22 protein-coding genes are annotated in these 24,410 nt (G+C 70.9%); 9 read left to right on the forward strand and 13 right to left on the reverse strand.

Features of this window, described 5'->3' with window-relative positions; all coding sequences use genetic code 11:
- Positions 1-25: 25 nt before the first annotated feature.
- Positions 26-643: a 16S rRNA (guanine(966)-N(2))-methyltransferase RsmD gene (gene rsmD, locus RB628_RS03900; protein WP_318318863.1), complete on the reverse strand. Its 618-nt coding sequence runs from the start codon at positions 641-643 to the stop codon at positions 26-28.
- A gap of 103 nt (positions 644-746) precedes the next feature.
- Entirely contained in the window at positions 747-3,989 is a 3,243-nt protein-coding gene (locus tag RB628_RS03905; protein WP_318318829.1) for a helicase-related protein, read from the reverse strand.
- A gap of 171 nt (positions 3,990-4,160) precedes the next feature.
- Here RB628_RS03905 and RB628_RS03910 point away from each other — a divergent pair, with 171 nt between their 5' ends.
- Positions 4,161-6,005 carry an HSP90 family protein gene (locus tag RB628_RS03910; RefSeq protein ID WP_318318830.1) on the forward strand — a complete coding sequence of 615 codons (1,845 nt, stop codon included), beginning with the start codon at positions 4,161-4,163 and terminating at the stop codon, positions 6,003-6,005.
- Entirely contained in the window at positions 6,002-8,956 is a 2,955-nt protein-coding gene (locus RB628_RS03915; protein WP_318318831.1) for a tetratricopeptide repeat protein, read from the forward strand. The genes RB628_RS03910 and RB628_RS03915 overlap by 4 nt, the downstream gene beginning before the upstream one ends.
- Before the next feature lie 301 nt (positions 8,957-9,257).
- On the opposite strand, the gene RB628_RS03920 is transcribed toward RB628_RS03915, so the two are convergent.
- Entirely contained in the window at positions 9,258-10,961 is a 1,704-nt protein-coding gene (locus RB628_RS03920; protein WP_318318832.1) for a DAK2 domain-containing protein, read from the reverse strand.
- A 275-nt stretch (positions 10,962-11,236) separates the two neighbouring features.
- On the opposite strand from RB628_RS03920, the gene rpmB reads away from it, so the two are divergent.
- On the forward strand, positions 11,237-11,422 hold the full coding sequence (rpmB, locus tag RB628_RS03925) for a 50S ribosomal protein L28 (protein WP_006376789.1): 186 nt from the start codon (positions 11,237-11,239) through the stop codon (positions 11,420-11,422).
- 95 nt (positions 11,423-11,517) lie between these two features.
- Here rpmB and thiD read toward each other — a convergent pair whose 3' ends face one another.
- Positions 11,518-12,309, reverse strand: a complete 792-nt coding sequence (thiD, locus tag RB628_RS03930; RefSeq protein WP_318318833.1) for a bifunctional hydroxymethylpyrimidine kinase/phosphomethylpyrimidine kinase — start codon at positions 12,307-12,309, stop codon at positions 11,518-11,520.
- Complete coding sequence (locus tag RB628_RS03935; protein ID WP_318318834.1) at positions 12,306-13,271, reverse strand: thiamine-phosphate kinase; 966 nt, start codon at positions 13,269-13,271, stop codon at positions 12,306-12,308. Before RB628_RS03935 ends, thiD begins: the two co-directional genes overlap by 4 nt.
- A gap of 217 nt (positions 13,272-13,488) precedes the next feature.
- Here RB628_RS03935 and RB628_RS03940 point away from each other — a divergent pair, with 217 nt between their 5' ends.
- Together RB628_RS03940 and RB628_RS03945 are read left to right on the forward strand one after the other, a co-directional pair.
- Entirely contained in the window at positions 13,489-13,722 is a 234-nt protein-coding gene (locus RB628_RS03940; protein WP_006376792.1) for an Lrp/AsnC family transcriptional regulator, read from the forward strand.
- Between the two features lie 20 nt (positions 13,723-13,742).
- Positions 13,743-14,243 carry a DUF3515 domain-containing protein gene (locus RB628_RS03945; protein ID WP_318318835.1) on the forward strand — a complete coding sequence of 167 codons (501 nt, stop codon included), beginning with the start codon at positions 13,743-13,745 and terminating at the stop codon, positions 14,241-14,243.
- 106 nt (positions 14,244-14,349) lie between these two features.
- Here the strand turns inward: RB628_RS03945 and RB628_RS03950 are convergent, their stop codons facing one another.
- Genes RB628_RS03950 through RB628_RS03960 form a run of 3 tightly spaced genes read right to left on the reverse strand, consistent with a single transcriptional unit; the run spans position 14,350 to position 17,395 of the window.
- Complete coding sequence (locus tag RB628_RS03950; protein WP_318318836.1) at positions 14,350-15,507, reverse strand: D-alanine--D-alanine ligase family protein; 1,158 nt, start codon at positions 15,505-15,507, stop codon at positions 14,350-14,352.
- A gap of 59 nt (positions 15,508-15,566) precedes the next feature.
- Entirely contained in the window at positions 15,567-16,577 is a 1,011-nt protein-coding gene (locus tag RB628_RS03955; protein ID WP_318318837.1) for an NAD(P)H-dependent glycerol-3-phosphate dehydrogenase, read from the reverse strand.
- Positions 16,574-17,395: a lysophospholipid acyltransferase family protein gene (locus RB628_RS03960; RefSeq protein WP_318318838.1), complete on the reverse strand. Its 822-nt coding sequence runs from the start codon at positions 17,393-17,395 to the stop codon at positions 16,574-16,576. The genes RB628_RS03955 and RB628_RS03960 overlap by 4 nt, the downstream gene beginning before the upstream one ends.
- A 214-nt stretch (positions 17,396-17,609) precedes the next feature.
- Between RB628_RS03960 and cofC the strand changes: the two genes are divergently transcribed.
- Together cofC and RB628_RS03970 are read left to right on the forward strand one after the other, a co-directional pair.
- Positions 17,610-18,245, forward strand: coding sequence for a 2-phospho-L-lactate guanylyltransferase (cofC, locus tag RB628_RS03965; protein ID WP_318318839.1), 636 nt, complete (start codon positions 17,610-17,612; stop codon positions 18,243-18,245).
- Positions 18,246-18,254: 9 nt separating this feature from the next.
- The gene (locus tag RB628_RS03970) at positions 18,255-18,485 is read left to right on the forward strand and encodes a hypothetical protein (protein ID WP_318318840.1); all 231 of its coding nucleotides are present in this window, start codon (positions 18,255-18,257) and stop codon (positions 18,483-18,485) included.
- A gap of 118 nt (positions 18,486-18,603) precedes the next feature.
- On the opposite strand, the gene RB628_RS03975 is transcribed toward RB628_RS03970, so the two are convergent.
- The 4 genes from RB628_RS03975 to leuC form a co-directional block, all read right to left on the reverse strand.
- Positions 18,604-19,254 (reverse strand): HU family DNA-binding protein, encoded by a 651-nt coding sequence (locus tag RB628_RS03975; protein WP_318318841.1) that lies wholly within the window; start codon positions 19,252-19,254, stop codon positions 18,604-18,606.
- A 138-nt stretch (positions 19,255-19,392) separates the two neighbouring features.
- A complete protein-coding gene (locus RB628_RS03980) occupies positions 19,393-19,623 on the reverse strand; it encodes a hypothetical protein (protein ID WP_235474595.1) in 231 nt (76 codons plus the stop codon).
- A 288-nt stretch (positions 19,624-19,911) separates the two neighbouring features.
- Complete coding sequence (gene leuD / locus RB628_RS03985; protein WP_318318842.1) at positions 19,912-20,505, reverse strand: 3-isopropylmalate dehydratase small subunit; 594 nt, start codon at positions 20,503-20,505, stop codon at positions 19,912-19,914.
- A gap of 6 nt (positions 20,506-20,511) precedes the next feature.
- A complete protein-coding gene (gene leuC / locus RB628_RS03990; protein WP_318318843.1) occupies positions 20,512-21,942 on the reverse strand; it encodes a 3-isopropylmalate dehydratase large subunit in 1,431 nt (476 codons plus the stop codon).
- 193 nt (positions 21,943-22,135) lie between these two features.
- On the opposite strand from leuC, the gene ndgR reads away from it, so the two are divergent.
- Positions 22,136-22,852 carry an IclR family transcriptional regulator NdgR gene (gene ndgR, locus RB628_RS03995; RefSeq protein ID WP_318318844.1) on the forward strand — a complete coding sequence of 239 codons (717 nt, stop codon included), beginning with the start codon at positions 22,136-22,138 and terminating at the stop codon, positions 22,850-22,852.
- A 183-nt stretch (positions 22,853-23,035) separates the two neighbouring features.
- On the opposite strand, the gene RB628_RS04000 is transcribed toward ndgR, so the two are convergent.
- Positions 23,036-23,545: a DUF4188 domain-containing protein gene (locus tag RB628_RS04000; RefSeq protein ID WP_318318845.1), complete on the reverse strand. Its 510-nt coding sequence runs from the start codon at positions 23,543-23,545 to the stop codon at positions 23,036-23,038.
- Between the two features lie 98 nt (positions 23,546-23,643).
- Between RB628_RS04000 and RB628_RS04005 the strand changes: the two genes are divergently transcribed.
- The gene (locus tag RB628_RS04005) at positions 23,644-24,285 is read left to right on the forward strand and encodes a MerR family transcriptional regulator (protein ID WP_318318846.1); all 642 of its coding nucleotides are present in this window, start codon (positions 23,644-23,646) and stop codon (positions 24,283-24,285) included.
- The last annotated feature ends 125 nt before the right edge of the window (positions 24,286-24,410 follow it).

Genomic DNA, 24,410 nt, shown 5'->3' on the forward strand with positions numbered 1-24,410 from the left:
AGTGATCCCTCGCTCTCCGGTCCGGTCATCGTGCGTCTTCGCACGTTGAGGCGGCGCGACCGTACCAAAACGTTCCCTCGCCGTAGCGACGGGACCGGAGCGCTTCGAAGCCGTCCGGCCACCGGAACTCACCGCCTCTGGTGCTGCGCTCCACGGTGACGAGGGCTTCGGCCGCGAGCCAGCCCCCGGCCCGGAGTGTGAGCAGAATCTCCCGAAGATCGTCGTCCGAAACGGCGTAGGGCGGGTCGAGGAAGGCGATGTCGTACGGCTGTACGACCGCCGTCTGGACAACCTGTTCCGCCTTGCCGGCCCTGACTTCGGCGCCGGGCAGCCCGAGCACCTTCACGTTCTCGCGGATGATGCGGGCGGCGCGGGCGTCGGCCTCCACGAGCAGGGTGTGCGCGGCACCGCGGCTGAGTGCCTCCAGGCCGACGGCGCCCGAGCCTGCGTAGAGGTCGAGGACTCGCTCGCCGTCCAGGGGGCCGCCAAGAAGGGCCTGCCAGGTGGAGAAGAGGCCCTCCCGGGCGCGGTCGGAGGTGGGGCGGGTGCCTGTTCCCGGCGGGACGGCCAGGCGGCGTCCGCCGGCTGTGCCGGCGATCACGCGGGTCATCTGGGGTCCTTGGTCGTGAGGATGGTGGTGGATTCAGTCTGGCAGGCGGGGGTGGGGGGTGCTGTGTGTGGTTGGCCGCCGCGGGCAGGCTGTGCCTGTCGCGCAGTTCGCCGCGCCCCTCCAGGGCCCGTCCTTCTCACCCCTTGTCCAAGTACTGCTCCCTCTCCTCGTCCAACAACGCGTCCAGCGCTGTACGCAGGCCCGGGAGATTCCTCAGATCCGGGTCCGCCGCGACGACCGCCGCCGCCTCCTCCCTCGCCTCCGCGATGATCTCCTCGTCGTCGATGACGGTGAGCATCCGCAGGGAGGTACGGACGCCGGACTGGGCCTGGCCCAGGACGTCGCCCTCACGGCGTTGTTCGAGGTCGATGCGGGACAGCTCGAAGCCGTCGAGGGTGGAGGCGACCGAGTTGAGGCGCTGGCGGGCGGCGCTCGCCTCGGGCATCTCGCTGACCAGGAGGCAGAGACCAGCGGCCGAGCCACGGCCGACGCGGCCCCGGAGCTGGTGGAGCTGGGAGACGCCGAAGCGGTCGGCGTCCATGATCACCATCGCGGTCGCGTTGGGCACGTTGACGCCGACCTCGATGACCGTGGTGGCCACCAGGACGTCGGTTTCCCCGGCGGCGAAGCGGCGCATGACCGCGTCCTTGTCGTCGGGCGGCATACGGCCGTGCAGGATCTCGACCTTCAGACCCTGGAGTGGGCCCCGGGTGAGTTGTTCGGCGACCTCCACGACGGCGAGCGGCGGGCGCTTCTCGGCCTCGTCCTCGGGAGACTTCTTCTTCCCGGCCTTCTTCGGGTCCTCCTCCTCGTCGCCGATACGGGGGCAGACCACGTACGCCTGGTGTCCGTTGCCCACCTCTTCGCGCACGCGCTCCCACGCGCGCGCCAGGAAGTGGGGTTTGTCGGCAGCCGGGACGACATGGCTGGCGATCGGCGAGCGGCCGGCCGGGAGCTGGTCCAGGACGGACGTCTCCAGGTCGCCGAAGACGGTCATGGCGACCGTGCGCGGGATGGGCGTGGCCGTCATGACGAGAAGGTGCGGGGGCTGTTTGCCCTTGCCCCGCAGGGCGTCGCGCTGCTCGACGCCGAACCGGTGCTGCTCGTCCACGACCACAAGCCCGAGGTCGTGGAACTGCACCTTGTCCTCGATGAGCGCATGCGTGCCGATCACGATCCCGGCCTCGCCGGTGACGAGATCGAGCAGCGCCTGCCGCCGCGCGGCCGTTCCCATGGAGCCGGTGAGCAGCGTGACCTTGGTGGCCTGCTCGGCCCCGCCCAGCATCCCGCCCTCGGCCAGCTCCCCCATCATCTCGGTGACCGACCGGTGATGCTGCTGGGCGAGCACTTCGGTGGGCGCGAGCATCGCGGCCTGTCCGCCCGCGTCGACCACGGCGAGCATGGCGCGGAGGGCAACCATGGTGTTGTGGGTGACCGTGAAGTTGTCGGTGACGTAGGCCCGGCTCGGGTGGGCAACGCTGATGCATTGGACCGGCTTGCGTCCCACGTACTCCACCGCTCGGATCCCCCGTCGGAACGTGTCGTATTCCGGGCGGGGACCCACTCCTTCGACCTTGCGTGTCAGCCGGAACGGGGCGTACAGGTCGGGCAGCGACACAGAGACGTTGAACACCGCCCTCTTCGGCAGGATCCGCGCCCTGCCTCCCAGCGAGCGCACCAGCCAGGCGACGTCCTCGGCGAGCCGTCGCGAGGCCGAGCCGAACGAGGCGCTGAGGCCGCCCGTGTGGACGGTGCCATCGGTGTCCATGAGCCCTTGGAGCACAGCGAGACGGTTTTTGATCGACGTGTTCTTGAACGCGTCGGGAACGAATTTGGCACGCGATGTCACGCCCCGAAGGCTCAGGTCCCGCAATGCCTGGATCACTGGATTGCGCATTCCGCCCGTACGGCCGGTCGGCTGGATCGTGTAGTCGCAGCGGGATCCCTTCACCGGGACCAGTTGGCATTCGGGGGGCACTGCCGCCGCCGCCGCATCACGGATCTCCGCGTCGATCGTGGACAGACGGAGGTTGTGCCGAAACGAGCCGCCTCCCAGCAGCAGACCGAACAGGTACGGATCGAGAGGCGGACCGGAGTCGCCCCCGAGATCAACCGGGGCGGCTGCTGGGAGGTACCACTTCGGCGATGCGTCGGCCTTGGAGGTGTCCAGCCGGATCTCGCGAGTCGTCATGACCTCGGGAGCCTGGCCACGGTGCCATCCACCACTCGTACCGACGATCCAGAGATGTTCGTCGTCGCACTCCACAGAACTTCCGTCGGAAAGGACCAGGCGCCAGACATCGCGCTCTCCTTGCGGAAAGACGCCGTCGATCAGGGCAATCTCCCCGTCCGGCACGACAGCTTCGTCCCCCGCTCTCAAGTCCCCCATACGACGGAAACCAGCGGGTGTGAGCACGAGCGAGTCGAGGGGCTGAGCCTTGCCCGATCCCACCTCCCCTTGCAGCAGTCGGTGCATCGGGTGTTCCGTCGCGAGGTCGTCGAAGATCTCCTTGGAGACCTTCTGCTGGCCCTCCGTGAGGGTGAAGGGGAGTTTCGCGTCGAAGGCGGTGAGGAGGCCGTCCGGGGACGGTCTGCGGGGGACCGCCGGGAGTTGGGCGTCGGCGTGGCGGCGGCGGGCCAGGGCGATCTGGAGGACGAACGCCTCGTCCCACTTGAGGCGGGTGCGCGCGTCGTCGATGTCCGCCCTGGTGTGCGGGCGGTGGATCTTCAGGAGGGACTCGGGGAGGGTGGCCAGACCCCTGCCCTCCCGGAGGGAGGGCGGCAGCGGGTCGACGGCCTCCTGGGCACTGGGCAGGACCGTCTGCACCGCCTTGGCGATCTTCCAGGACTCCAGCTTCGCGGTGGCCGGGTACATCGGGATCAGGGCGCCCGCCCAGGAGCCGACCGTCTCCGCCGCCTCGTCGGTGTCGCCGCGCAGCAACTCGTACGCCGGATGAGCCAGTTGGAGGCGGCGGTTGAAGACCGACACCTTGCCCGCGAACAGTGCGCGGGTGCCGGGGAGGAGTTCCTTGTGGGGTTTGTGGACTCCGGCGCCGAAGAAGACCAGTCGGAGCCGGCCGCTGCCGTCCGTGATGGTGACTTCCAGACGCTGGCCCTTGCCCCGGGGGGCCTTCGAGGAGGCGAAGGTGTGCAGGCGGGCATCGGCCACCTGGGCGACCACCGTCACGTGCTCGTCCATGGGGAGGTCGGCCAGGTGGGTGAGCTGGCCCCGCTCCTCGTACCTGCGCGGATAGTGGTGCAGGAGGTCGCCGACGGTGTGCAGGCCGAGGTGCTCGGCCATCACCTTCGCGGTGGCGGGGCCGAGCACTGACTTCAGTGGTTGTTTCAGTGGTTCTTCCAGTGCGGGCACGAGATCCATTGCACACCACGCCACTGACATTGCCGTATATGTACTGGGAATCCGCTGGTCAGACGGCTCGTTCCGGGCCTAGGATGGCGCGCCCGGCCATCCCCCGCGGTCACCGCCTCACCGGGACCGCCCGACCCCGCGCCGTCGCCAGAACCTGGTCCCCCCTCCGGCGCTGCGACGATGGACTCCCAGACCTCACAGGCATCCCAGTCACCGCATACGTTCCAGGTCGACCTGCGCGGCCTCGTGGACCTGCTCTCCCATCACCTCTACTCCAGCCCCAGGGTCTATCTGCGCGAGCTCCTGCAGAACGCCGTGGACGCGGTCACCGCCCGTCGCGCCGAGCAGCCCGACGCCCCGGCGCGCGTGCGGCTGTACGCGGAGGGCGGCACCCTGCGGGTCGAGGACTCCGGGGTCGGCCTCACCGAGGCGGACGTGCACACCCTGCTGGCAACGATCGGCCGCAGCTCCAAGCGGGCGGACCCCGGCGGCATCCAGGAGGCGCGTTCGGAGTTCCTCGGCCAGTTCGGCATCGGGCTGCTCGCCTGCTTCGTCGTGGCCGAGCGGATCAGGGTCGTCAGCCGCAGTGCCCGTACGCCGGCCGCGCCGCCCGTGGAGTGGACGGCCGCGGACGACGGTTCGTACACCGTGCGTACGCTGCCCGACGCGGCCCGGCCCGAACCGGGCACCACCGTGCACCTGGTGGCGCGGCCCGGGGCCGGCGAGTGGCTCACCGAGGAGCGGGTGCTGGCGCTGGCGCGGGACTTCGGGTCGCTGCTGCCGTACGACGTGCGGGTGGGCGACGAGGCGGTCACCGATCTGCCCGCGCCCTGGAACCGCCCGTACCCGTCGCCCGCCACCCGGAGGGTGGCCCTTCAGCGGCACTGTCACGACCTGTTCGGGTTCACGCCTCTGGACTCGATCGACCTGGACGTGCCGCTCGCCGGGATCCGCGGGGTGGCGTACGTTCTGCCGTCCTCCGTGAGTCCGGCGCAGCGCGCGAGTCATCGTGTCCATCTGAAGGGCATGCTGCTCACCGAGCGGGCCGAACAGCTGTTGCCCGACTGGGCGTTCTTCGTGCGGTGCGTGCTCGACACCGACAGTCTCCGGCCGACCGCCTCACGCGAGTCGCTGTACGAGGACGAGACGCTGGCCGCCGTACGGGAGGCGCTGGGCGAAAGGATTCGCTCGTGGCTCACCGGGCTCGCGGCCGGTGAGCCGGAGCGGCTGGCCGCGTTCCTGTCGGTGCACCACCTGGGTGTGAAGTCCCTGGCCAGACACGACAAGGAGATGCTGCGCACGATGCTGCCGTGGCTCCCCTTCGAGACGACCGACGGGCAGTTGTCCCTGGAGGAGTTCGCACAGCGGCACCCGGTGGTGCACTTCACCCGGAGCGTCGAGGAGTACCGGCAGGTCGCGCCGATCGCGTCCGCGCAGGGCGTCGGCGTCGTCAACGGCGGCTACACGTACGACAGCGAGCTGATCGAGGCGCTGCCGTCGGTGCGCCCGGGAACCGTAGTAGCCGAGCTGGACGCCGACACCGTGACCGCCCACCTGGACACGGTCGACCCGGCCGTGGAACTGGCCCTGTCGGCCTTCCTGGCGGCGGCGCGCGCCAAACTCGACCCCCTCGGGTGCGATGTCGTCCTGCGCGCCTTCCACCCGCTGTCCGTGCCCGCTCTGCACCTGGACGACCGGGCGGCCCGGCACGAGCAGGCGCGCGCGGAGGCCGAGGAGCAGGCCGACGACCTGTGGGCCGGCATCCTCGGCTCGCTGCGGGGCAGCGCCCCGCGCGCGCGGCTGGTGCTCAACCATCTCAACCCGCTGATCCGGAGGATCAGTTCGCTGGACGACCCGGAACTGACCGGCACCGCCACGGAGTCCCTGTACGGGCAGGCCCTGCTCATGGCGCAGCGCCCGCTGCGCCCCGCGGACTCCGCGCTGCTGAACCGTGCGTTCATCGGCCTCCTGGAGTGGGCCACCCACAGCGATCCCACGGAGCCCACGGAGGACGGCAGGCGATGAGCGAGATCAAGGACTTCGACGCCCTCCGCGAGGCCATGGCGCTGAACTCGGAGCAGCCCGAGGGACCGGCCCGCAACGCGCGCGCGGAGCAGCTGCTCGCCGAGGCCGAGAAGCTGAGCATCCCGCTCGCCGTGATCGAGGCGCTCGGGCACCAGCTGAAGGCCTACAACTACAGCTCCGAGAAGGACCGGATGTTCGTCCCCTTCGCGCGTCTGCTGCGCATGTGGGACGAACGGCCCGAGGACTTCGACGAGTACGAGGTCCACACGCTGCACTGGGTCTTCAAGTGGATGACGACGGGCATGCTGGACCAGCCGCACATCCCGCTGGCCTCCATCGAGAAGTGGCTCGGCGAGATGGAACACCGCTATCGGCTCGCCGGGCACTCCGAACGGGCCGTGCGCGGCGCCGAGTTCAGCGTGGCGGCGCATGTCGGCGACCTGGGTCGGGCTGAACGGGCGTACGCCGTCTGGCTGGCCGCCGACCGCGACAGCATGGCCGACTGCCATGCCTGCGAACTGCACAGCCAGGGCTGGTGGCAGGCGGAGCGGGGCGCGGACGCCGAGGCGCTCGACCTGTGGCGGCCGGTCCTGGAGGGCGAGTTCACGTGCGCCCACGAACCGCACACCGTCCTGGCGTCGTCCCTGGGTCCGCTGCTGCGGCTGGGCCGTACGGACGAGGCGCGGGCGCATCACCTGCGGGGTTTCCGGCTGGTGCGGCCCATGGAGAGCATGCGGGGCGCTTACGCGGACCACGTCGAGTTCTGCGCGCTGACCGGCAACGAGGCGCGCGGCCTGGAACTGCTCGCGGAGCGCCCCGCGTACTTCACGGACTCCGGGCAGCCGCGCAGCCAGATGGACTTCCTGGCCGCCGTGACCCTTCTCATGGACCGGCTGACCGGCATGGGGATGGACACCCAGTCGGTGCCCGGACCGGCCGGGCGTGCCTGGACCGCCCGCGAACTCGCCGCCCACGCGCGCGAGGAGGCCCTCTCCCTGGCCGCGCGCTTCGATCTGCGCAACGGCACGTCGTACGTAGGCGACGGCGTCCGCGTGCGCATGGACCAGGCGCCGCTGGTGGACCGGCTGCCGCTGGGCGTCCGGGCGGCGAGGGGCATCCCCGCGCCGCGCAGGGCGCCCGTGGCGCAGCCGGCGGGGTCCGCCGAGCCGCAGGCCGCAGCACCGGACGACCTGTCCGCGCTGCTCGCCGAGGCGCGCCGGATGTCTAACGCGCTGCTCCCGGACGCGATGGAGGCGTGGGCGGCCGTCTCGCGGGCCGCCGAGGGCGTTGAGGTACCGGCGGCCGACCGGGCGGAGATCGTCGACCACAGGGCGATGGAGGGCGGTCCTGAGGGCATCGCGCTCTTCGAGCGGGCCGCGGAGCTGTACGCCGAGGCGGGAGACCCCGGCGAGGCCCTGGCCGCCCTCGCCCGCGCCGCGTACGCACGCGCCCTGGAGGGCGACGTCGACGCGGCTCTGACGGCCGTTTCCGAACCGTACGAGGAGGTCCTCGCCCTCTACTCCGACGAGAGCACCGGTGTACGGCAGGCGGCGGCCGTCCTGATGGGACGCGCCCGCATCCTCATGCGTCAGGTCGAGGAGACCGGCACCGACCAGGCCCTGGCCGCAGGAGAGAACGCCGTACGGGAGCTGCTGGCGCTCGTCGACGGGCACGCCGGGGACGATGTGCGGCTCGCCTCACGCGGCGCGGAGGCACAGGCCATGCTCGGTGAACTGGCGACGCGCGCCGGCGACCTCGCGGGGGCCGCGGAACTGTTCACCCGGGCCACGGAGGCGTTCGTCGCGGCGGGGCTGCCGTGGTTCGCGGTGGAGTACGAGGCCCGGCTGGCCGGACTCGCCCACCATCTCGGCGACATCGCCGGGGCCGAGCGGGCGCTGCGCGGGGCCCTGGAGCACGGCGGGGCGTTTCTGGAGGCGGCGGGCCATGCCCAGCTGAACCTCCAGCTCGCCGAGATCCTGGGGGCGCGCGACGAGATCACCGAGGCCGCCGATCACGCCCTGGAGGCCGCGCACTGGGCCGACGAGGCGGGCGAGGGCCCGACCCTGGGCGCCTGGGCCCGGCATCTGCTCGGCGGTTTCCTGCTGCGGCAGGGCCGGTGGGCGGAGGCGGCCGAGGTGCTGGAGTCGGCGCTGCCCGACCTCGGCGCCGAGACGCACGGCGACGGAGCGGTCGTCCAGACGTTGTGGTGGCTGGGCGACTGTCTGGACGAGCTGGGCGAGCACCGTGAGTCCGCCGAACGCCGGCTGAAGGCCGCGGAGATCGCCCGGCACTGGCCCGAGCAGCAGGACCACGCGACCCTCGCCCATCTCGCCGCCGAGTCCCTCGGCCGGGCCGGGCTGCCCGCCGAGGCGGACCAGGCCTACGAGCGCGCCGGCGACCTGTGGCACTCGCTCGGCAATGTGCACGGTTTGGTGCGTGCCCTGCGCGCCCGCGCGTGGCTCGCGCTGCGTACGGAGGCCGGCCTCGACGGGGCCCGGCAGCGGATGACGGACGCGGTCCGCGAGTGCGCGCGGGCTCTGTCCGAGGCGGACGACCTGGAGTCCCGTCAGCGGCTCGGCGCCGAACTCGCCCACACCCACCGCCAGTTCGGCGACCTGCTGGCCCGCTCCGCCGCCGAGGACGCCGAGGACGGCGCGATCGAGGCCGCGTTCGAGGAGGCGCTGGCGCAGATGACGAAGGCGATCGCGGTGTTCTCCTCCCTCGGCGAGGAGGGCCTGCACGGCCGCACCGGCGCCGAACTGGCGGCAGGCTGGCTGGAGGCGGACCTGAGCCGCCCGGCGGAGGCGGCGGCACGCGCGCGCGGGGTGCTGATCGCGTACAAGGGCTGCGAGCCCCACGAGGACTCCGGCGAGGAGGAGGCCGAGACGGTACGGGCCCGGCGGGCCGAGGCGGAACAGATGCTGCAGCTCATGGAGCAGGAGGCCGGGTAGGGCGAGGGCTTCTGGCCGCGTTTCCTCCAGCCGGCACGGCGCTTGAGGACAGACCGGCACAACCCGGCCCGCTCCTACAGGTCTTCAGCCCGCCCGGCACCCGAGGACCCGACCCTTGCTCCCCCGCCGCCCCGACAACCCAGGCGCAACCTCCAGCGCCGCCCGGCACCTTTCAGCCCGTCCGGCGTTCGAGGACAAGGCCCGTTCAGGGCCGTAACAGGGGTCTGAGGGCGCAGCCCCCGGGAACGGGATGGGACGGGTAGGGGCGGCGGGGGCGAGAACCCTCCTGCGCGCACCCTCCTCACTCCACCCCGATGAGCAGCAGCGCCCCCTGCCGTCCGCCCCGGTAGACCACGGTGTCGACGGCCAGGTAGCCCTCTCGGACCCGGGCCTCCAGGTGGCCGGCGATGGCCTCGGGGGCCTCGTCGCCGAGGACGAGGGTGACCATCTCACCGCCCGCCTGGAGCATGCGGTCGATGACAGCCTCCGCGGTGGCCGTGACGTCCGAGCCGATCACGGCGACGTCACCGTCGATGAGGCCGAGGACGTCACCGGTCTGGCAGATGCCGGCCATGGTCCAGGACTGGCGTTCCGCGACGGCGAGTTCGGCGTAACGGGTCGCGCCGGCCGCCGAGGTCATCGCGACGACGTCCTCGTCGAACCGGCGTTCCGGTTCGTGCACGGCGAGCGCGGCGATGCCCTGGACCGCCGAGCGGGTCGGGATCAGGGCGACGCGGATGCCCTCGGTGCGGGCCTGTTCCGCCGCCGCTGCGGCGGTGTGGCGCAGGTCGGCGTCGTTGGGCAGCAGCACGACCTCGCGCGCGTGGGCCCGCCGTACGGCCTCGACGAGCTCCCCGCTCGCGGGTGGCTCCCCGGGTCGCGCGATCACTGTGGTGGCGCCGGCCTCGCCGTACAGCCCTGCCAGCCCCTCCCCCGGCACAACGGCCACGACGGCCCGCTGCGCCCGCTCCCGGGGCGGCCGTCCGGCGCCGCCGGTGTGGACGTCGCCGACCCCGAAGTGCGTGATCCGGATCCGGTACGGCCGCCCCGCCTCGACGCCCGCCTCCACGGCGGCGCCGGCGTCGTCGACGTGGACGTGCACGTTCCACAGTCCGTCGCCCCCCACCACGACGAGGGAGTCCCCGAGCGGGTCGAGCCGTTCCCGCAGCCGCGCGACGGCCGCGTCCTCGGCCTCCAGGAGGTAGATGACCTCGAAGGCGGGACCGGGGGCGGCGTCCGCGCACTCGGCCGCCCCGTCGGTGTCCGGAGCCCCAAGGGTGTCGGCCCGAGCCGTCACGCGCACGCGTGAAGCCACCGCGGCCACCGGCGCCTCCCCCCGGAACGTCTCCACCAGTGCCCCGAGCACCGCCACCAGCCCCCGCCCGCCCGCGTCGACGACGCCCGCGCGCCCCAGGACGGCCAGTTGGTCCGGGGTGGCGGCCAACGCGGCCGAGGCACCCTCGTACGCGGCTCTGGCCACCGTCCCGCAGTCGCCCTCCGCTTCCGTCGCGGCGTCTGCGGCGGCCGAGGCGACCGTGAGAACCGTGCCCTCGACCGGGTGGGCCACCGCCTGCCGGGCGGCGTCTGCGGCGTGCCGCAGGGCCAGGCACAGGCCAGGGCCGTCGATGTGAGCGTTCTCGCTGTCCGCCTCGGCGGCCAGCACCTGGGCCATGCCGCGCAGCAGCTGCGCCAGGATCGTGCCGGAGTTGCCGCGCGCCCCTATCAGGGCGCCGTGAGCCATCGCCCGGGCCGCGTCGGCCAGCGTCGGAGCCCCGGCGGATCCACCCGGACCCGATCCTGTCTCGTGCCCGGCGAAGGCCGCCTCCACGGCGGCGTACGCCGACTCCAGGGTCAGGTACAGGTTGGTGCCGGTGTCCCCGTCGGCCACCGGGTAGACATTGATCGCGTCGATCTCCTCGCGCGCCCTGCCCACCGCGGCCAGCGCGAGTCCGCACCAGGTGCGCACCGCGAGAGCATCGAAGAATGTCTGCGGCACCTGCGGCACCTGCGCCTCCCTGAGCTGCTGGACGTGGCACGCAGCGTAGACCCCGGGTGAATGCCGGGTGGCCCTGGGCTGGGAGCGGGGCCCTGATCAGCCATGGTAGTTTCGTTGTACTGGCGCAGTCGTTGTATGCTGCTCCGGTTGCCCGATCGAGACGACCATCCAAGATGGTCTTCCACATCGGGCCTTCCCCCGGCAGCGCCACTCAGATCCTACGATCCTGATCCCGGCATGCCGGGATCAACCCGTAAGAGCATCTGAAGTCTTTGGAGTGACCCGTGGCTGCCAACTGCGACGTCTGCGGCAAGGGGCCGGGCTTCGGCAACAGCATCTCCCACTCGCACCGCCGTACACCCCGTCGCTGGAACCCGAACATCCAGCGCGTACGTACCGTGGTCAGTGGGACGCCGAAGCGCGTGAACGCTTGCACCTCGTGCATCAAGGCCGGCAAGGTCTCGCGCTGACGCTCAGCTAGCGCGCGGCCACTGCTGGTTCGCTGCACAGAGCCGGTCCACCTCGGTGGGCCGGCTTTTTGCCGTACCCGCACACCGGGCGCCGTTCACCCGCGCAGCCGCCACCCGTGATCCACCGGCCCGATCCCGCCCCCCAGCGCGAACCCGGCCGCGATCGCCCCGGTGACGTACTCCTTCGCCGCCGCCACCGCCGCCTGCACCGCCTCGCCCTTCGCCAGCCCCGACGCGATCGCCGATGCCAGCGTGCAGCCCGTGCCGTGCGTATGCCGGTTGTCGTGGCGCGGGGCGCGCAGCCAGTGCTCCTCGGTCCCGTCCGTGAGCAGGTCCACGGCTTCGCCCGGCAGATGCCCGCCCTTGATCAGCGCCCACTGCGGCCCGTACGCCAGCACGGCAGCCGCGGCCTCGCGCAACTGTCCCTCCGATTCGACCCGTACGCCTGTGAGCTGGGCCACCTCGTCGAGGTTCGGTGTCGCCACGGTCGCCAGCGGCAGCAGTTTCGTGCGGACGGAGTCCAGTGCGGAGGCGGCCAGCAGCGGGTCTCCGTGCTTGGAGACGCCCACCGGGTCGACGACCGTCGGCACATCGGTCCCCGCGATCAACTCGGCGACCGCCTCGACCAGTTCGGCAGAGGCGAGCATCCCGGTCTTCACCGCCTGGACACCGATGTCGTCGACGACGCTGCGGTACTGGGCCCGCACCGCCTCCACCGGCAGCTCCCAAGCTCCCTGTACGCCGAGGGAGTTCTGTGCCGTGACCGCCGTGAGCACGCTCATGCCGTGCACCCCGAGCGCCAGCATCGTCTTCAGGTCGGCCTGGATTCCGGCACCGCCGCCGGAGTCGGAGCCCGCGACCGTGAGGACCCGTGGGAGCGCGGTCACGACTCGATGTCCGCGAAGTGGTCCCAACCGCCCTTGCTGGTCCACGGGGCCCCGTCGACCGTCACCTGGGGCAGCGCCGACGGGTTGAGGACCTCACCGATCACCTTCCAGCGGGCGGGCAGCTTCACGTCCGGCGGGAAGGTCGCCACGATCGCGTGGTCCTCGCCCCCGGTGAGCACCCACTGCATGGGGTCGACGCCGACGGCCTGCCCGATGTCGTTCATCTGGGTGGGGATGTCGATCGCGCCCGACCGGATGTCGATACGGACCTTGCTGGCCTCCGCGATGTGTCCGAGGTCGGCGATCAGCCCGTCGCTCACGTCGCACATCGCGGTCGCGCCGAGGCCGGCCGCCGCCGGGCCCGCGTGGTACGGCGGTTCGGGGCGGCGGTGGGCCTCGACGAAGGCGCGCGGCGAGCGGAAGCCGCGCGAGAGCACCGCGTGCCCGGCGGCCGACCAGCCCAGCCAGCCCGTCACGGCGACGACGTCACCGGGCCGCGCGCCGCCCCGGATGACCGGCTCGTGGTTGCGCAGATCGCCGAGTGCGGTGATCGAGACGACGATCGTGTCCCCTCGTACGACATCACCGCCGACCACGGCGGCGCCCGCGACCTGGGCCTCGTCCCGCAGGCCGTCCATCAGTTCGACGGGCCAGGTGACCGGGAGTTCGGCGGGGACGACCAGGCCGAGCAGCAGCGCGGTCGGTACGGCGCCCATGGCGGCGATGTCCGCGAGGTTCTGGGCGGCTGCCTTGCGGCCCACGTCGTACGCGGTGGACCAGTCACGGCGGAAGTGCCGCCCCTCCAGGAGGATGTCGGTGCTCGCCACGACCCTGCGGTCGGGCGCGGCGACCACGGCGGCGTCGTCGCCGGGGCCGACCCGGACCGCCGGGGTGGTGGTGAGCCGGGACGTGAGCTCCCTGATGAGCCCGAACTCCCCCAGCTCTCCCACAGTGCCCTTCATAGTCGTACGTCCCCTTCTGGTGCTGTCCCCGTTGCTGTTCCTGCCCGGTCGCGAGGCCCCGTCGACCTCTGTACGGTCGAGGTGACCGTCAACCTCTGTCACGTGTGCACCCCGGCGCGGGTCCCCCGTCGCCACAGGTCTCCCCGAGGCGTGCGGCGACGCGATACCGTGGCGTTCCTTTTCCCCACATGATCCTCGTGGCCGCCCTGGAGGTTCCGTGGTACAGGCGTACATCCTGATCCAGACGGAGGTCGGCAAAGCGTCGACCGTCGCCGAGACGATCAGCAAGATCCCGGGGGTGACCCAGGCCGAGGACGTGACAGGACCGTACGACGTGATTGTGCGCGCCCAGGCCGACACCGTGGACGACCTCGGCCGCATGGTGGTCGCGAAGGTCCAGCAAGTGGACGGCATCACCCGCACCCTGACCTGCCCGGTGGTGCACTTGTAGCCCCCGTCTACCCTGTGCCGGTGAACTTTTTCCGTCACCGGCCGCTCGCTCTGCCCGTGCTCGCCCTGTTGATCGTCGTCACGGGCTGCTCCTCAGCAGACGACAGCGCCGGAGTCACGGTTCCCGCGCCGGACGGAAAGGCCACGAAGCTGTGCCGGAACCTGGACAAGGCGCTGCCGGCGAAGGTGGACGGCCTGGGCCGTGACGACCCCGAGCCCCGGTCCGCACTGACCGCGGGCTGGGGCAGCCCGGCGATCATACTGCGCTGCGGTGTCGTACGGCCGCCCAAGATGACCGACCCCAAGGTCGCCACCGGTGCGGATCCGGATGCGGTGGGGGGTGAAGTGAACGGGGTCGGCTGGCTGATGGAGAAGCGGGACGACGGGTCGTCCCGCTTCACCACTTCATCGCGGCTTGCCTATGTGGAGGTCACGGTCCCGTCGGGGAGGGACACCTCGGGGGCGTTGGTCGATCTGGCCGCTGCCATCAAGAAGACGGTTCCTCTGGGGATTGCCAACTAGGTGCAGTAGTAGGTCTGTTGCGTTGTCGGCGGCGGGTTGCCTGTGGCTGGTCGCGCCCACGCGGCGGAGCCGCACATCGCATACGGATACAGTCCCGCGCGCCTGTCTACCTGAGGCCCGTCGAACGGCGCAGCGCCGCCTGCACCAGGCGGTCCACCAGCTCGGGGTAGTCCACCCCCGTCTCCTGCCACATCCTCGGGTACATGGAGATCGGGGTGAAGCCGGGCATCGTGTTGATCTCGTTGATGACGAACTCGCCGTCCTCCGTGAGGAAGAAGTCCGCGCGTACGAGGCCCTCGCAGGACGCCGCGTCGAAGGCCTCGACCGCGAGGCGGCGCACCTCCGCCGTCTGTTCCCCGGTGAGGGGGGCGGGGACGATGCCGTCGGCCGAGTCGATGTACTTGGCCTCGAAGTCGTAGAAGGCGTGCGCCTGTACGGGCGGGATCTCGGCCGGTACCGAGGCACGCGGGCCGTCCTCGAACTCCAGCACCCCGCACTCGATCTCGCGACCGCGCAGCGCGGCCTCCACGATGATCTTCGGGTCGTGTCGCTGGGCCTCGGCGATCGCCTCGTCGAGGCCGCTCAGCTCGTCGACCTTGGTGATGCCGAACGACGATCCCGCGCGCGCGGGCTTCACGAACAGCGGCCAGCCGTACTCGCCGGCGAAGTCGATGATCTTCTTGCGGGCGGCCGGCTCGTCGCGTTCCCACTCGCGCGGCCGGATCACCACGTACGGGCCCACCTTCAGCCCGAACGACGTGAACACCCGCTTCATGTACTCCTTGTCCTGGCCGACGGCCGAGGCGAGCACGCCCGCGCCGACGTACGGGACACCCGAAAGCTCCAGCAGACCCTGGAGGGTGCCGTCCTCACCGTACGGGCCGTGCAGTACGGGGAAGACGACGTCCACCTCGCCGAGGGCCTTGGGCACCGATCCGGGTTCGCTGTAGACGACTTCGCGGTTCGCGGGGTCGACGGGGAGCACCACGCCGCCCTCGCTCGACTCGGCGAGTTCGTCGACGTTCGGCGCCTTGCGGTCGACGATCGCCATGCGCTCCGGTTCGTCGACGGTGAGCGCCCAGCGGCCGTCCTGGGTGATGCCGATCGGCAGGACGTCGTACTTCGTCCGGTCGATGGCACGCAGCACGGCGCCGGCGGTGACCACGGAGATCCCGTGTTCGGAGCTGCGACCGCCGAAGACGACGGCCACGCGCGGCTTGCGGGACGGCTGCCCGGGGCTCTGGGGGATGTTCTCGGTGCTCATATCGCGTTGAGGGTACCCGGTGGTAGGGCGCCGAGTCAGCGCCCGCAGACCCCTGTTGCTCAGCGTCGTTCGGGCTTGGCGCTGCGCGACATCAGTTCCTTGAGGGCCACGACGGGCGGCTTGCCCTCGTGCACGATGCCCACGACCGTCTCCGTGATCGGCATGTCGACGCCGTGCCTGCGGGCCAGATCCAGCACGCTCTCGCAGGACTTGACGCCCTCGGCGGTCTGCCTGGTGACCGCGATGGTCTCCTGCAGGGTCATGCCCCTGCCGAGGTTGGTGCCGAAGGTGTGGTTGCGGGAAAGGGGCGAGGAGCAGGTCGCCACCAGGTCACCCAGGCCCGCGAGTCCGGCGAAGGTGAGCGGGTCGGCGCCCATCGCGAGGCCGAGGCGGGTGGTCTCGGCGAGGCCGCGTGTGATGAGCGAGCCCTTCGCGTTGTCGCCCAGGCCCATGCCGTCCGCGATACCGACGGCCAGGCCGATCACGTTCTTGACGGCGCCGCCGAGTTCGCAGCCGACGATGTCGGTGTTGGTGTACGGGCGGAAGTACGGGGTGTGGCACACGGTCTGGAGACGCTGGGCCACGGCGTCGTCCGTACAGGCGACCACCGCGGCGGCCGGCATCCGGGCGGCGATCTCCCGCGCGAGGTTGGGGCCCGTGACGACCGCGATGCGGTCCCGGCCCACCTTGGCGACGTCCTCGATGACCTCGCTCATCCGCATCGCGGAGCCGAGTTCGACGCCCTTCATGAGGGAGACGAGGATCGTGTCGGGGGCGAGCAGGGGCGTCCACTCGGCAAGATTCCCGCGCAGGGTCTGCGAGGGGATGCTGAGTATCGTGAAGTCGGCGTCGCGGGCGGCCTGTGCGGGGTCCGTGGTGGCGCGGAGGTTCTCCGGGAGTTCGACGCCCGGGAAGTAGTCCGGGTTCGTACGCGTGGAGTTGATCGCCTCGGCGAGTTCGGGACGGCGGGCCCACAGGGTCACCTCGCAGCCGGCGTCGGCAAGCACCATGCCGAAGGCGGTCCCCCACGATCCCGCGCTGAACACCGCCGCCTTGACCGGCTCGCTCACTTGCTCTGCCCCTCTTCCTGAACTTCCCGTACCAGTGCTGCTTCTTGTGCCGCATGCGCGGCGTCCAGCGCGTCCTGCGCCTCTTCCGCGGCCGTGCGGCGGCGCTGCTCGCTCCGCTCCGGGCGCGGGTCGTACGGCGTCACCGGTGCCCTCTCGCCGCGGATCTCCTCCAGCTGGCGGGTGACGGCGGCCATGATGACCTCGGTCGCCTCCTTCAGAAGGTCCGGGTTCATCTCCTTGTCGTAGAACCGCGTCAGGTCCACCGGCGGGCCCGCGAGGACGTGGTGGGTCTTGCGCGGAAAGACGTTGAGCTTCCTGGCGTACGGCGGCAGCAGTTCGTTCGCGCCCCACTGGGCCACCGGGATCACCGGGCACCTGGTCTGCAGGGCGACCCGGGCGGCGCCGGTCTTGCCGGTCATGGGCCACTGGTCCGGGTCGCGGGTGATGGTGCCCTCGGGGTAGAAGGCGACGCACTCGCCGCGCTCCACGGCGTCGATGGCGGCGCGGAAGGCGCTCAGCGCGTCGGTGGTCTCGCGGTAGACGGGAATCTGGCCGGTGCCGCGCATCGCGGCGCCGATGAATCCCTTCCCGAAAAGCCCGCTCTTCGCCAGAAAACGCGGAACACGGCCGCTGTTGTACTGGTAGTGCGCGTAGGCGAAGGGGTCCGCGTGCGAATTGTGGTTCACCGCGGTGATAAATCCGCCCGCCGCCGGAATGTTCTCCATTCCGCGCCAGTCCCGCTTGAGCAGAACCACCAGCGGCGGTTTGCAGAGGACCGCAGCGAAGCGGTACCAGAAGCCGATTCTGCGGCGGGGCACGCGAACACCTTCCTCTAGGGCCTGGACCATGACGTCGGCCGATTGTCCTGGGGGCCGCACAAGTGTCGCCCCGGGCTTCCGGTCTGTCGAGAACACCGTACGCCCCGGCACCGACACCGCCCGATGGGCTTTGATGACAGCCAGGTGACAATGGTTGCGACCGGGAGAGCGCCGGGACAGCGACCGGGCTGAGCGAGGGAGGTGGGGAACACCCGTGCAGTGGACAGTGGTCATACCCCTCAAGCCCCTGGCGCGTGCCAAGAGCAGGCTCGCGGACACCGCCCACGGACTCCGTCCCGGTCTCGCCCTGGCCTTCGCACAGGACACGGTGGCAGCGGTGCTCGCCTGCACGTCGGTCCGCGATGTGGCGGTCGTCACGAACGACGCACTGGCCGCCCGTGAGCTGGCCGCACTGGGCGCCGCGATCGTCCCCGACGAGCCGCTGGGCGGCCTGAACGCCGCTCTGGCGCACGGAGCGGCGGTCGTGCGGACGAGACGGCCCGACAGCCCCGTGGCGGCCCTGAACGCCGATCTGCCGGCGCTGCGCCCCCTGGAACTGGCCGGCGTGCTGGATGCCGCCGCCGAATTCCCGCGCGCTTTTCTCGCGGACGCGGCCACCATCGGCACCACTCTGCTGACCGCTCGCCCCGGCCAGGAATTGCTTCCGCATTTCGGCCCGCATTCCCGAACCCGTCACCGCAGCTCCGGCGCCGTGGAACTCGGACTCACCGCGGTGAATTCCGTACGCCAGGACGTGGACACCGGCGACGATCTGCGGGCGGCACTCTCCCTGGGGGTGGGGGCGCGGACGGCCGCCGCGGTCGAGGGGCTGCTGATCGCGGGCCAGTAGGCTGCCGCCATGCAGGCGACCGCGTACACGTACGACGCCGAGACGCGCAGCGGCAGTGTGCTGCTCGACGACGGCACCCCCCTCCCCTTCGACGCGCCGGCGTTCGACGCCGGCGGGCTGAGGCTGCTGCGGCCCGGGCAGCGGGTGCGCATCGAGGTCGAGGGGGCCGGGGCAGCGGATGGGGCGGACGGGGCCGGGGGCGCTCCCCGGATCACGCTCGTCACCCTGCAGACCTTCTGAGCCCTTCCGAGCCTTCTGGACACCTCCTGCCTTCCGAGGACCTCCCGGACGGTCCGGACACGCCGCGGGCCGGACTCCCTCGGGGAGTCCGGCCCGGCGCGTGAGTGCCCTTGCGCCCCTACTTCTTGCGGGCGGTGACCTTCTTGGCGGTGGTGGTCGTGGTGCGGGCCGCCGACTTGCGGGCGGGGGCATTGGTCGCCGTCGCCTTCTTGGCCGGTGCCTTCTTGGCAGCGGTCTTCTTCGCCGTCGCCGTGGTCTTCTTGGCCGCCGTGGTCTTGGCGGTGGTCTTCTTGGCCGTGGTCTTCTTCGCCGTCGCCGTGGTCTTCTTCGCCGGCGTCGCCTTCTTGGCCACGGTCTTCTTCGCCGCCGTCGCCCTCTTGGCGGTGGTGGCCTTCTTCGCCGCGGCCTTCTTGACCGTCGCGGTGGCACCGCCACCGGTCAGGCTGCCCTTGGGGGCCTTCTTGACCGCGACCTCGCCACCACGCGGGAGCTTCTTCGAGCCGCTCACCAGGTCCTTGAAGCCCTGGCCCGCACGGAAGCGGGGGACGGAGGTCTTCTTGACCCGAACCCGCTCACCCGTCTGCGGGTTGCGGGCGTAACGGGCCGGGCGGTCGACCTTCTCGAAGGAGCCGAAGCCCGTGACCGAGACCCGGTCCCCGCTGACGGTCGCGCGGACGATGGCGTCCAGGACCGCGTCGACCGCCTCGGCGGCCTGCTGACGGCCACCGACCTTGTCCGCAATGGCTTCTACGAGCTGCGCCTTGTTCACGTCTTCCCCTTCGGAGACATTGCCAGAACGAAAGTGTTCAAGCTTTTTCGCACGTTAGGCAGATATATACCGCAAATCAAACACGAAACGGGCTAATCACCCTTGTGCCGCAACGAACTCGGGCTGTCACGGAGTTCCTCAGCGGCCCTCGTCGGGGAATCGACCCTCGTCGAGGTCCGCCGTGAAGCGTTCCAGCCGCCTTGTCGCGTCGGCGAGATCATGCTTGGCCGCGGCCGTAATGACCAGCAGCTTCCGGGTCAGCGCCATCCGTACGCCCTCCGGGACTTGCAGTGCGCGCACTCTTGTGTGCGCTTCCTTGAGTTGGGCCGCGACCGCCGTGTAGAGCTCGAGTTGGCCGTCGTGTTCCATGCACAGATTGTGCCATCTGGGGCGAGTTGTCGCCTGCGCAGGGGGCAACTGCCGCCTCAAACAGCCTTCCCGGCTCAGTTCTCGGTCGCGGTGTCAAGTGGCGGGTACCCCATCAACAGCCCTTCTAACGCGGGAAGTTGAAAGGTCCAGGGAGGGCACTGCAGAGAGCCCGAGGGCAGAAACAGCTGTACCCCCAATCGTGGCGATCGGGGGTACAGACGGGGTGTTGCAGTGGCCGAAACTAGACTTGCGAAGGTCCTGTCGGCTCAGTCGGCGATGAGATCCGGCTCAGACTTTGAGCGTCCACGGCTTGTACGAGGGCCGCTTCGCCTCGTACGCCCCGATCTCGTCCTCGTTCTGCAGGGTGATGGAGATGTCGTCCAGTCCGTTCAGCAACCGCCAACGCGCGTTCTCGTCGAGCTCGAAGGCCGCGGTGATGCCCTCGGCGCGCACTTCGCGGGCCTCCAGGTCGACCGTGATCTCGGCCTGGGGGTCGTTCTCCGTCAGCTCCTGGAGCGCATCCACGACATTCTGCTCCAGAACCACCGTGAGCAGGCCGTTCTTGAGTGAGTTACCGCGGAAGATGTCGGCGAAGCGCGACGAGATGACGGTCTTGAAGCCGTAGTTCTGCAGCGCCCAGACGGCGTGCTCGCGCGAGGACCCCGTACCGAAGTCGGGACCGGCGACCAGAACCGTCGCACCCTTGCGCTCGGGCCGGTTGAGGACGAAGTTCTCGTCCTTGCGCCAGGCCTCGAACAGCCCGTCCTCGAACCCGTCCCGCGTGACCTTCTTGAGCCAGTGAGCAGGGATGATCTGGTCGGTGTCGACGTTGCTGCGGCGCAGCGGGACAGCCCGGCCGGTGTGCGTGGTGAATGCTTCCATGGCTGATCAGACTCCAGCGGGCGTACGGGTGTCGGCGTCGGACAGGTCGGCCGGGGAGGCCAGGTGGCCCAGTACGGCCGTCGCGGCGGCGACCTGCGGCGACACCAGGTGCGTACGGCCGCCCTTGCCCTGCCTGCCCTCGAAGTTGCGGTTGGAGGTGGACGCGGAGCGCTCACCGGGGGCCAGCTGGTCGGGGTTCATGCCCAGACACATCGAGCAGCCCGCGTGCCGCCACTCGGCGCCGGCCTCCTTGAAGACCACGTCCAGGCCCTCGGAGACAGCCTGCAGACCGACCCGCACCGAGCCGGGGACGACCAGCATCCGTACGCCGTCGGCGACTTTGCGGCCCCCGACGATCTCGGCGGCGGCGCGCAGGTCCTCGATCCGGCCGTTGGTGCACGAACCTACGAAGACGGTGTCCACCCTGATGGAGCGCAGCGACTGCCCGGCCTCCAACCCCATGTATTCCAGGGCCTTTTCGGCGGCGAGGCGCTCCGAAGCGTCTTCGTACGAAGCCGGGTCGGGGACGGCGGCCGAAAGCGGCGCACCCTGACCGGGGTTGGTGCCCCAGGTGACGAACGGCGACAGCGCGGCGCCGTCGATGACGACCTCGGCGTCGAAGACGGCGTCCTCGTCGGTGCGCAGCGTCTTCCAGTACGCCACCGCCGCGTCCCAGTCCGCGTCGGCGGGGGCGTGCGGGCGGCCCTTGAGGTACTCGAAGGTGGTCTCGTCGGGGGCGATCATGCCCGCGCGGGCGCCGGCCTCGATCGACATGTTGCAGATGGTCATCCGGGCCTCCATCGAGAGCTTCTCGATGGCGGGGCCGCGGTACTCCAGGATGTAGCCCTGGCCACCGCCCGTACCGATCTTCGCGATGATGGCGAGGATCAGGTCCTTGGCGGTGACGGCGTCGGGCAGCTCGCCCTCGACGGTGACGGCCATGGTCTTCGGGCGGGCCAGCGGCAGAGTCTGGGTGGCCAGCACATGCTCGACCTGCGAGGTGCCGATGCCGAACGCCAGCGCGCCGAAGGCCCCGTGCGTGGAGGTGTGGGAGTCACCACAGACGACGGTGGTGCCCGGCTGGGTGAGCCCCAGCTGCGGTCCCACGACGTGGACGACGCCCTGCTCGACGTCGCCCAGCGGGTGCAGCCGCACACCGAAGTCGGCGCAGTTCTTGCGCAGCGTCTCCAGCTGGACCCGGGAGACCGGGTCGGCGATGGGCTTGTCGATGTCGAGGGTCGGGGTGTTGTGATCCTCGGTCGCGATGGTGAGGTCGAGGCGCCGCACCTTACGGCCGTTCTGGCGCAGACCGTCGAAGGCCTGCGGGCTGGTCACCTCGTGCAGCAGATGCAAGTCGATGAAGAGGAGGTCGGGCTCGCCCTCCGCGCGCCGGACGACATGGTCGTCCCAGACCTTCTCCGCGAGTGTCCTACCCATCGCTTTCCCTCCGGCCGGCCTTGTGTGGGCGCCGGCCCAACTAGAGATCTTGTGGCGGCGAGACCGCCCGTACCCCTCGTCCGGACGTCCGCCACCCGGCCCGTTGGTCTGCGGGTCGCTGTGTATTCCAGAGTGGCGCGTTCCACCGGAAAATGAACTTGCGTTTCACAGAGTGAGACGCGAGTATCGTTTCATGGACAACAGTAGCGGCGTCGGCGTTCTGGACAAGGCAGCCCTTGTCCTGAGCGCTCTGGAGTCCGGTCCGGCCACCCTCGCGGGCCTGGTCGCGGCGACCGGACTGGCACGACCCACGGCACATCGTCTCGCCGTGGCCCTGGAACACCACCGCATGGTGGCGCGCGACATGCAGGGCCGTTTCATTCTCGGCCCCCGCCTGGCGGAACTGGCGGCGGCAGCCGGCGAGGACCGTCTCCTCGCGACCGCCGGCCCGGTGCTCACCCACCTCCGCGACCTTACGGGCGAGAGCGCGCAGCTCTATCGCCGCCAGGGCGACATGCGCATCTGCGTGGCCGCGGCCGAGCGTCTCTCGGGCCTCAGGGACACGGTCCCGGTCGGCTCGACGCTCACGATGAAGGCGGGCTCCTCGGCCCAGATCCTGATGGCGTGGGAGGAGCCGGAGCGCCTGCACCGCGGCCTCCAGGGCGCCCGCTTCACAGCGACCGCCCTGTCGGGCGTACGACGCCGGGGCTGGGCCCAGTCGATCGGCGAGCGCGAACCGGGTGTCGCCTCGGTCTCAGCTCCCGTACGGGGCCCGTCGAACCGCGTGGTGGCCGCCGTCTCGGTATCCGGCCCGATCGAGCGCCTGTCCCGCCATCCCGGCCGCATGCACGCCCAGGCGGTCATCGACGCAGCCGGCCGCCTCTCGGAGGCCCTGCGCCGCACCGGCTGACCACGGGCACGAACGTCGGAGAGGGTCGGCCTCAACGCCGCGGCAGACCTTCACCGGCGAACAACCTGTGGGGCAGCTTCTGCGAGGCGCGGGGCTGTATCGACGGTGCGGCTCCGCCGCATGGGCGCGACCAGCCGCAGGGTGCCCGCACCGTGAGACCACTCCCCAGCCCCGTCCCGCGGATCAGCCGTTCGCGCCGGACGACCGGTGGGCAAACCGATCCGCCCCCCGCCGCCCTCTCTTCTCCACCGGCAACACCCCGTGCGCCGCCGCCAGCCCGAACGCCGGCATGTCCGCGTAGATCGACTCGTACGACCCCTCGGGCACGACATACGTCTCGTGCCACAGCCCCACATGCTGCCGGGCCTTCCCCTCCCGCTCCTTGCGGTTGAGGACCCCCCACGCCTGGTGATGGAACATGTCCGGCGCCGAGGCGTACGCGTACAGCTTCTCCTTGGACTCCCAGTACTGGACGACGTAGTACGTCCGGGGCGACGCCGTCAGCAGCACATGCTTCAGCAGCCCCCGCGAAGGGTCCTTCGACAGCTCCCGCAGCATCCGCGGCATGGCCGTGAACACCGGGAACCAGTGATGCACGGCCCAGAAGTGGTTGATGCGCATCCCGATCAGCAGAACGACGACATCCCCCTCGGCGGCCGCAGTCGTACGGCCCGCGTTGGGCTTCGCGAACATGACGCCTCCCCCGGTGGAACGGTGAACTCGTTGGCTAGCGGCACTATCCGACCGCCGCGTGCTTGGATCGTGCCGTTGTCCGAGGAAAGGCGCAAGGCATGCGGCTGGCGGAGTTGAGCGAGCGCAGCGGTGTGTCCACCGCGACCATCAAGTACTACCTTCGCGAGGGGCTGTTGGCGCCAGGCCGGCAGATCAACACGACGACCGCGGAGTACGACGAGGACCATCTGCGCCGCCTGCGACTGGTACGCGCGCTGATCCAGGTGGGCCGCATCCCTGTCGCCACCGCCCGCGAGGTGCTCGGCCACGTCGACGACGACTCCCTGGGCCGTACGATCCGGCTGGGCGCGGCCCTGTGGGCGTTGCCGCAGGGCGCCGAGCCGGCCGAGGAGGACCCCGCCGTGGTCGCCGCCCGCCGGGAGGTGGACCGGCTGCTGGTGAGCCTCGGCTGGGAGACCGCCCGCGCGCTGAGCACCCTCTCCCCCGTGCACCGCTCACTGGTGGTGTCGGTGGCCGCGCTGATCCGGCTGGGCTACCCCTGGGACGCCGAACTGATGGCGCCGTACGCGGAGTTGATGCACCAGGTGGCGAAGCGGGACCTGGACTATCTGGAGACGCACGCGTCGGACGCGGAGCGGGTCGAGACGGCGGTCGCGGCGACCGTGCTCTTCGAACCGGTGCTCACGGCACTGCACAGGCTGGCCCAGGAGGAGGAGTCGGCGCGGCGGTACGGGCTGTAGGCGGGCGGGGGCGTACGGCCCGCACATGCCAAGTGGCCCTCCGCCGAAGCGAAGGACCACCGTGCACTGACGTACCCCCGACCGGATTCGAACCGGCGCTACTGCCGTGAGAGGGCAGCGTGCTA

Origin of the sequence: Streptomyces sp. ADMS, assembly GCF_033441795.1 — a bacterium.
Classification (GTDB): domain Bacteria; phylum Actinomycetota; class Actinomycetes; order Streptomycetales; family Streptomycetaceae; genus Streptomyces.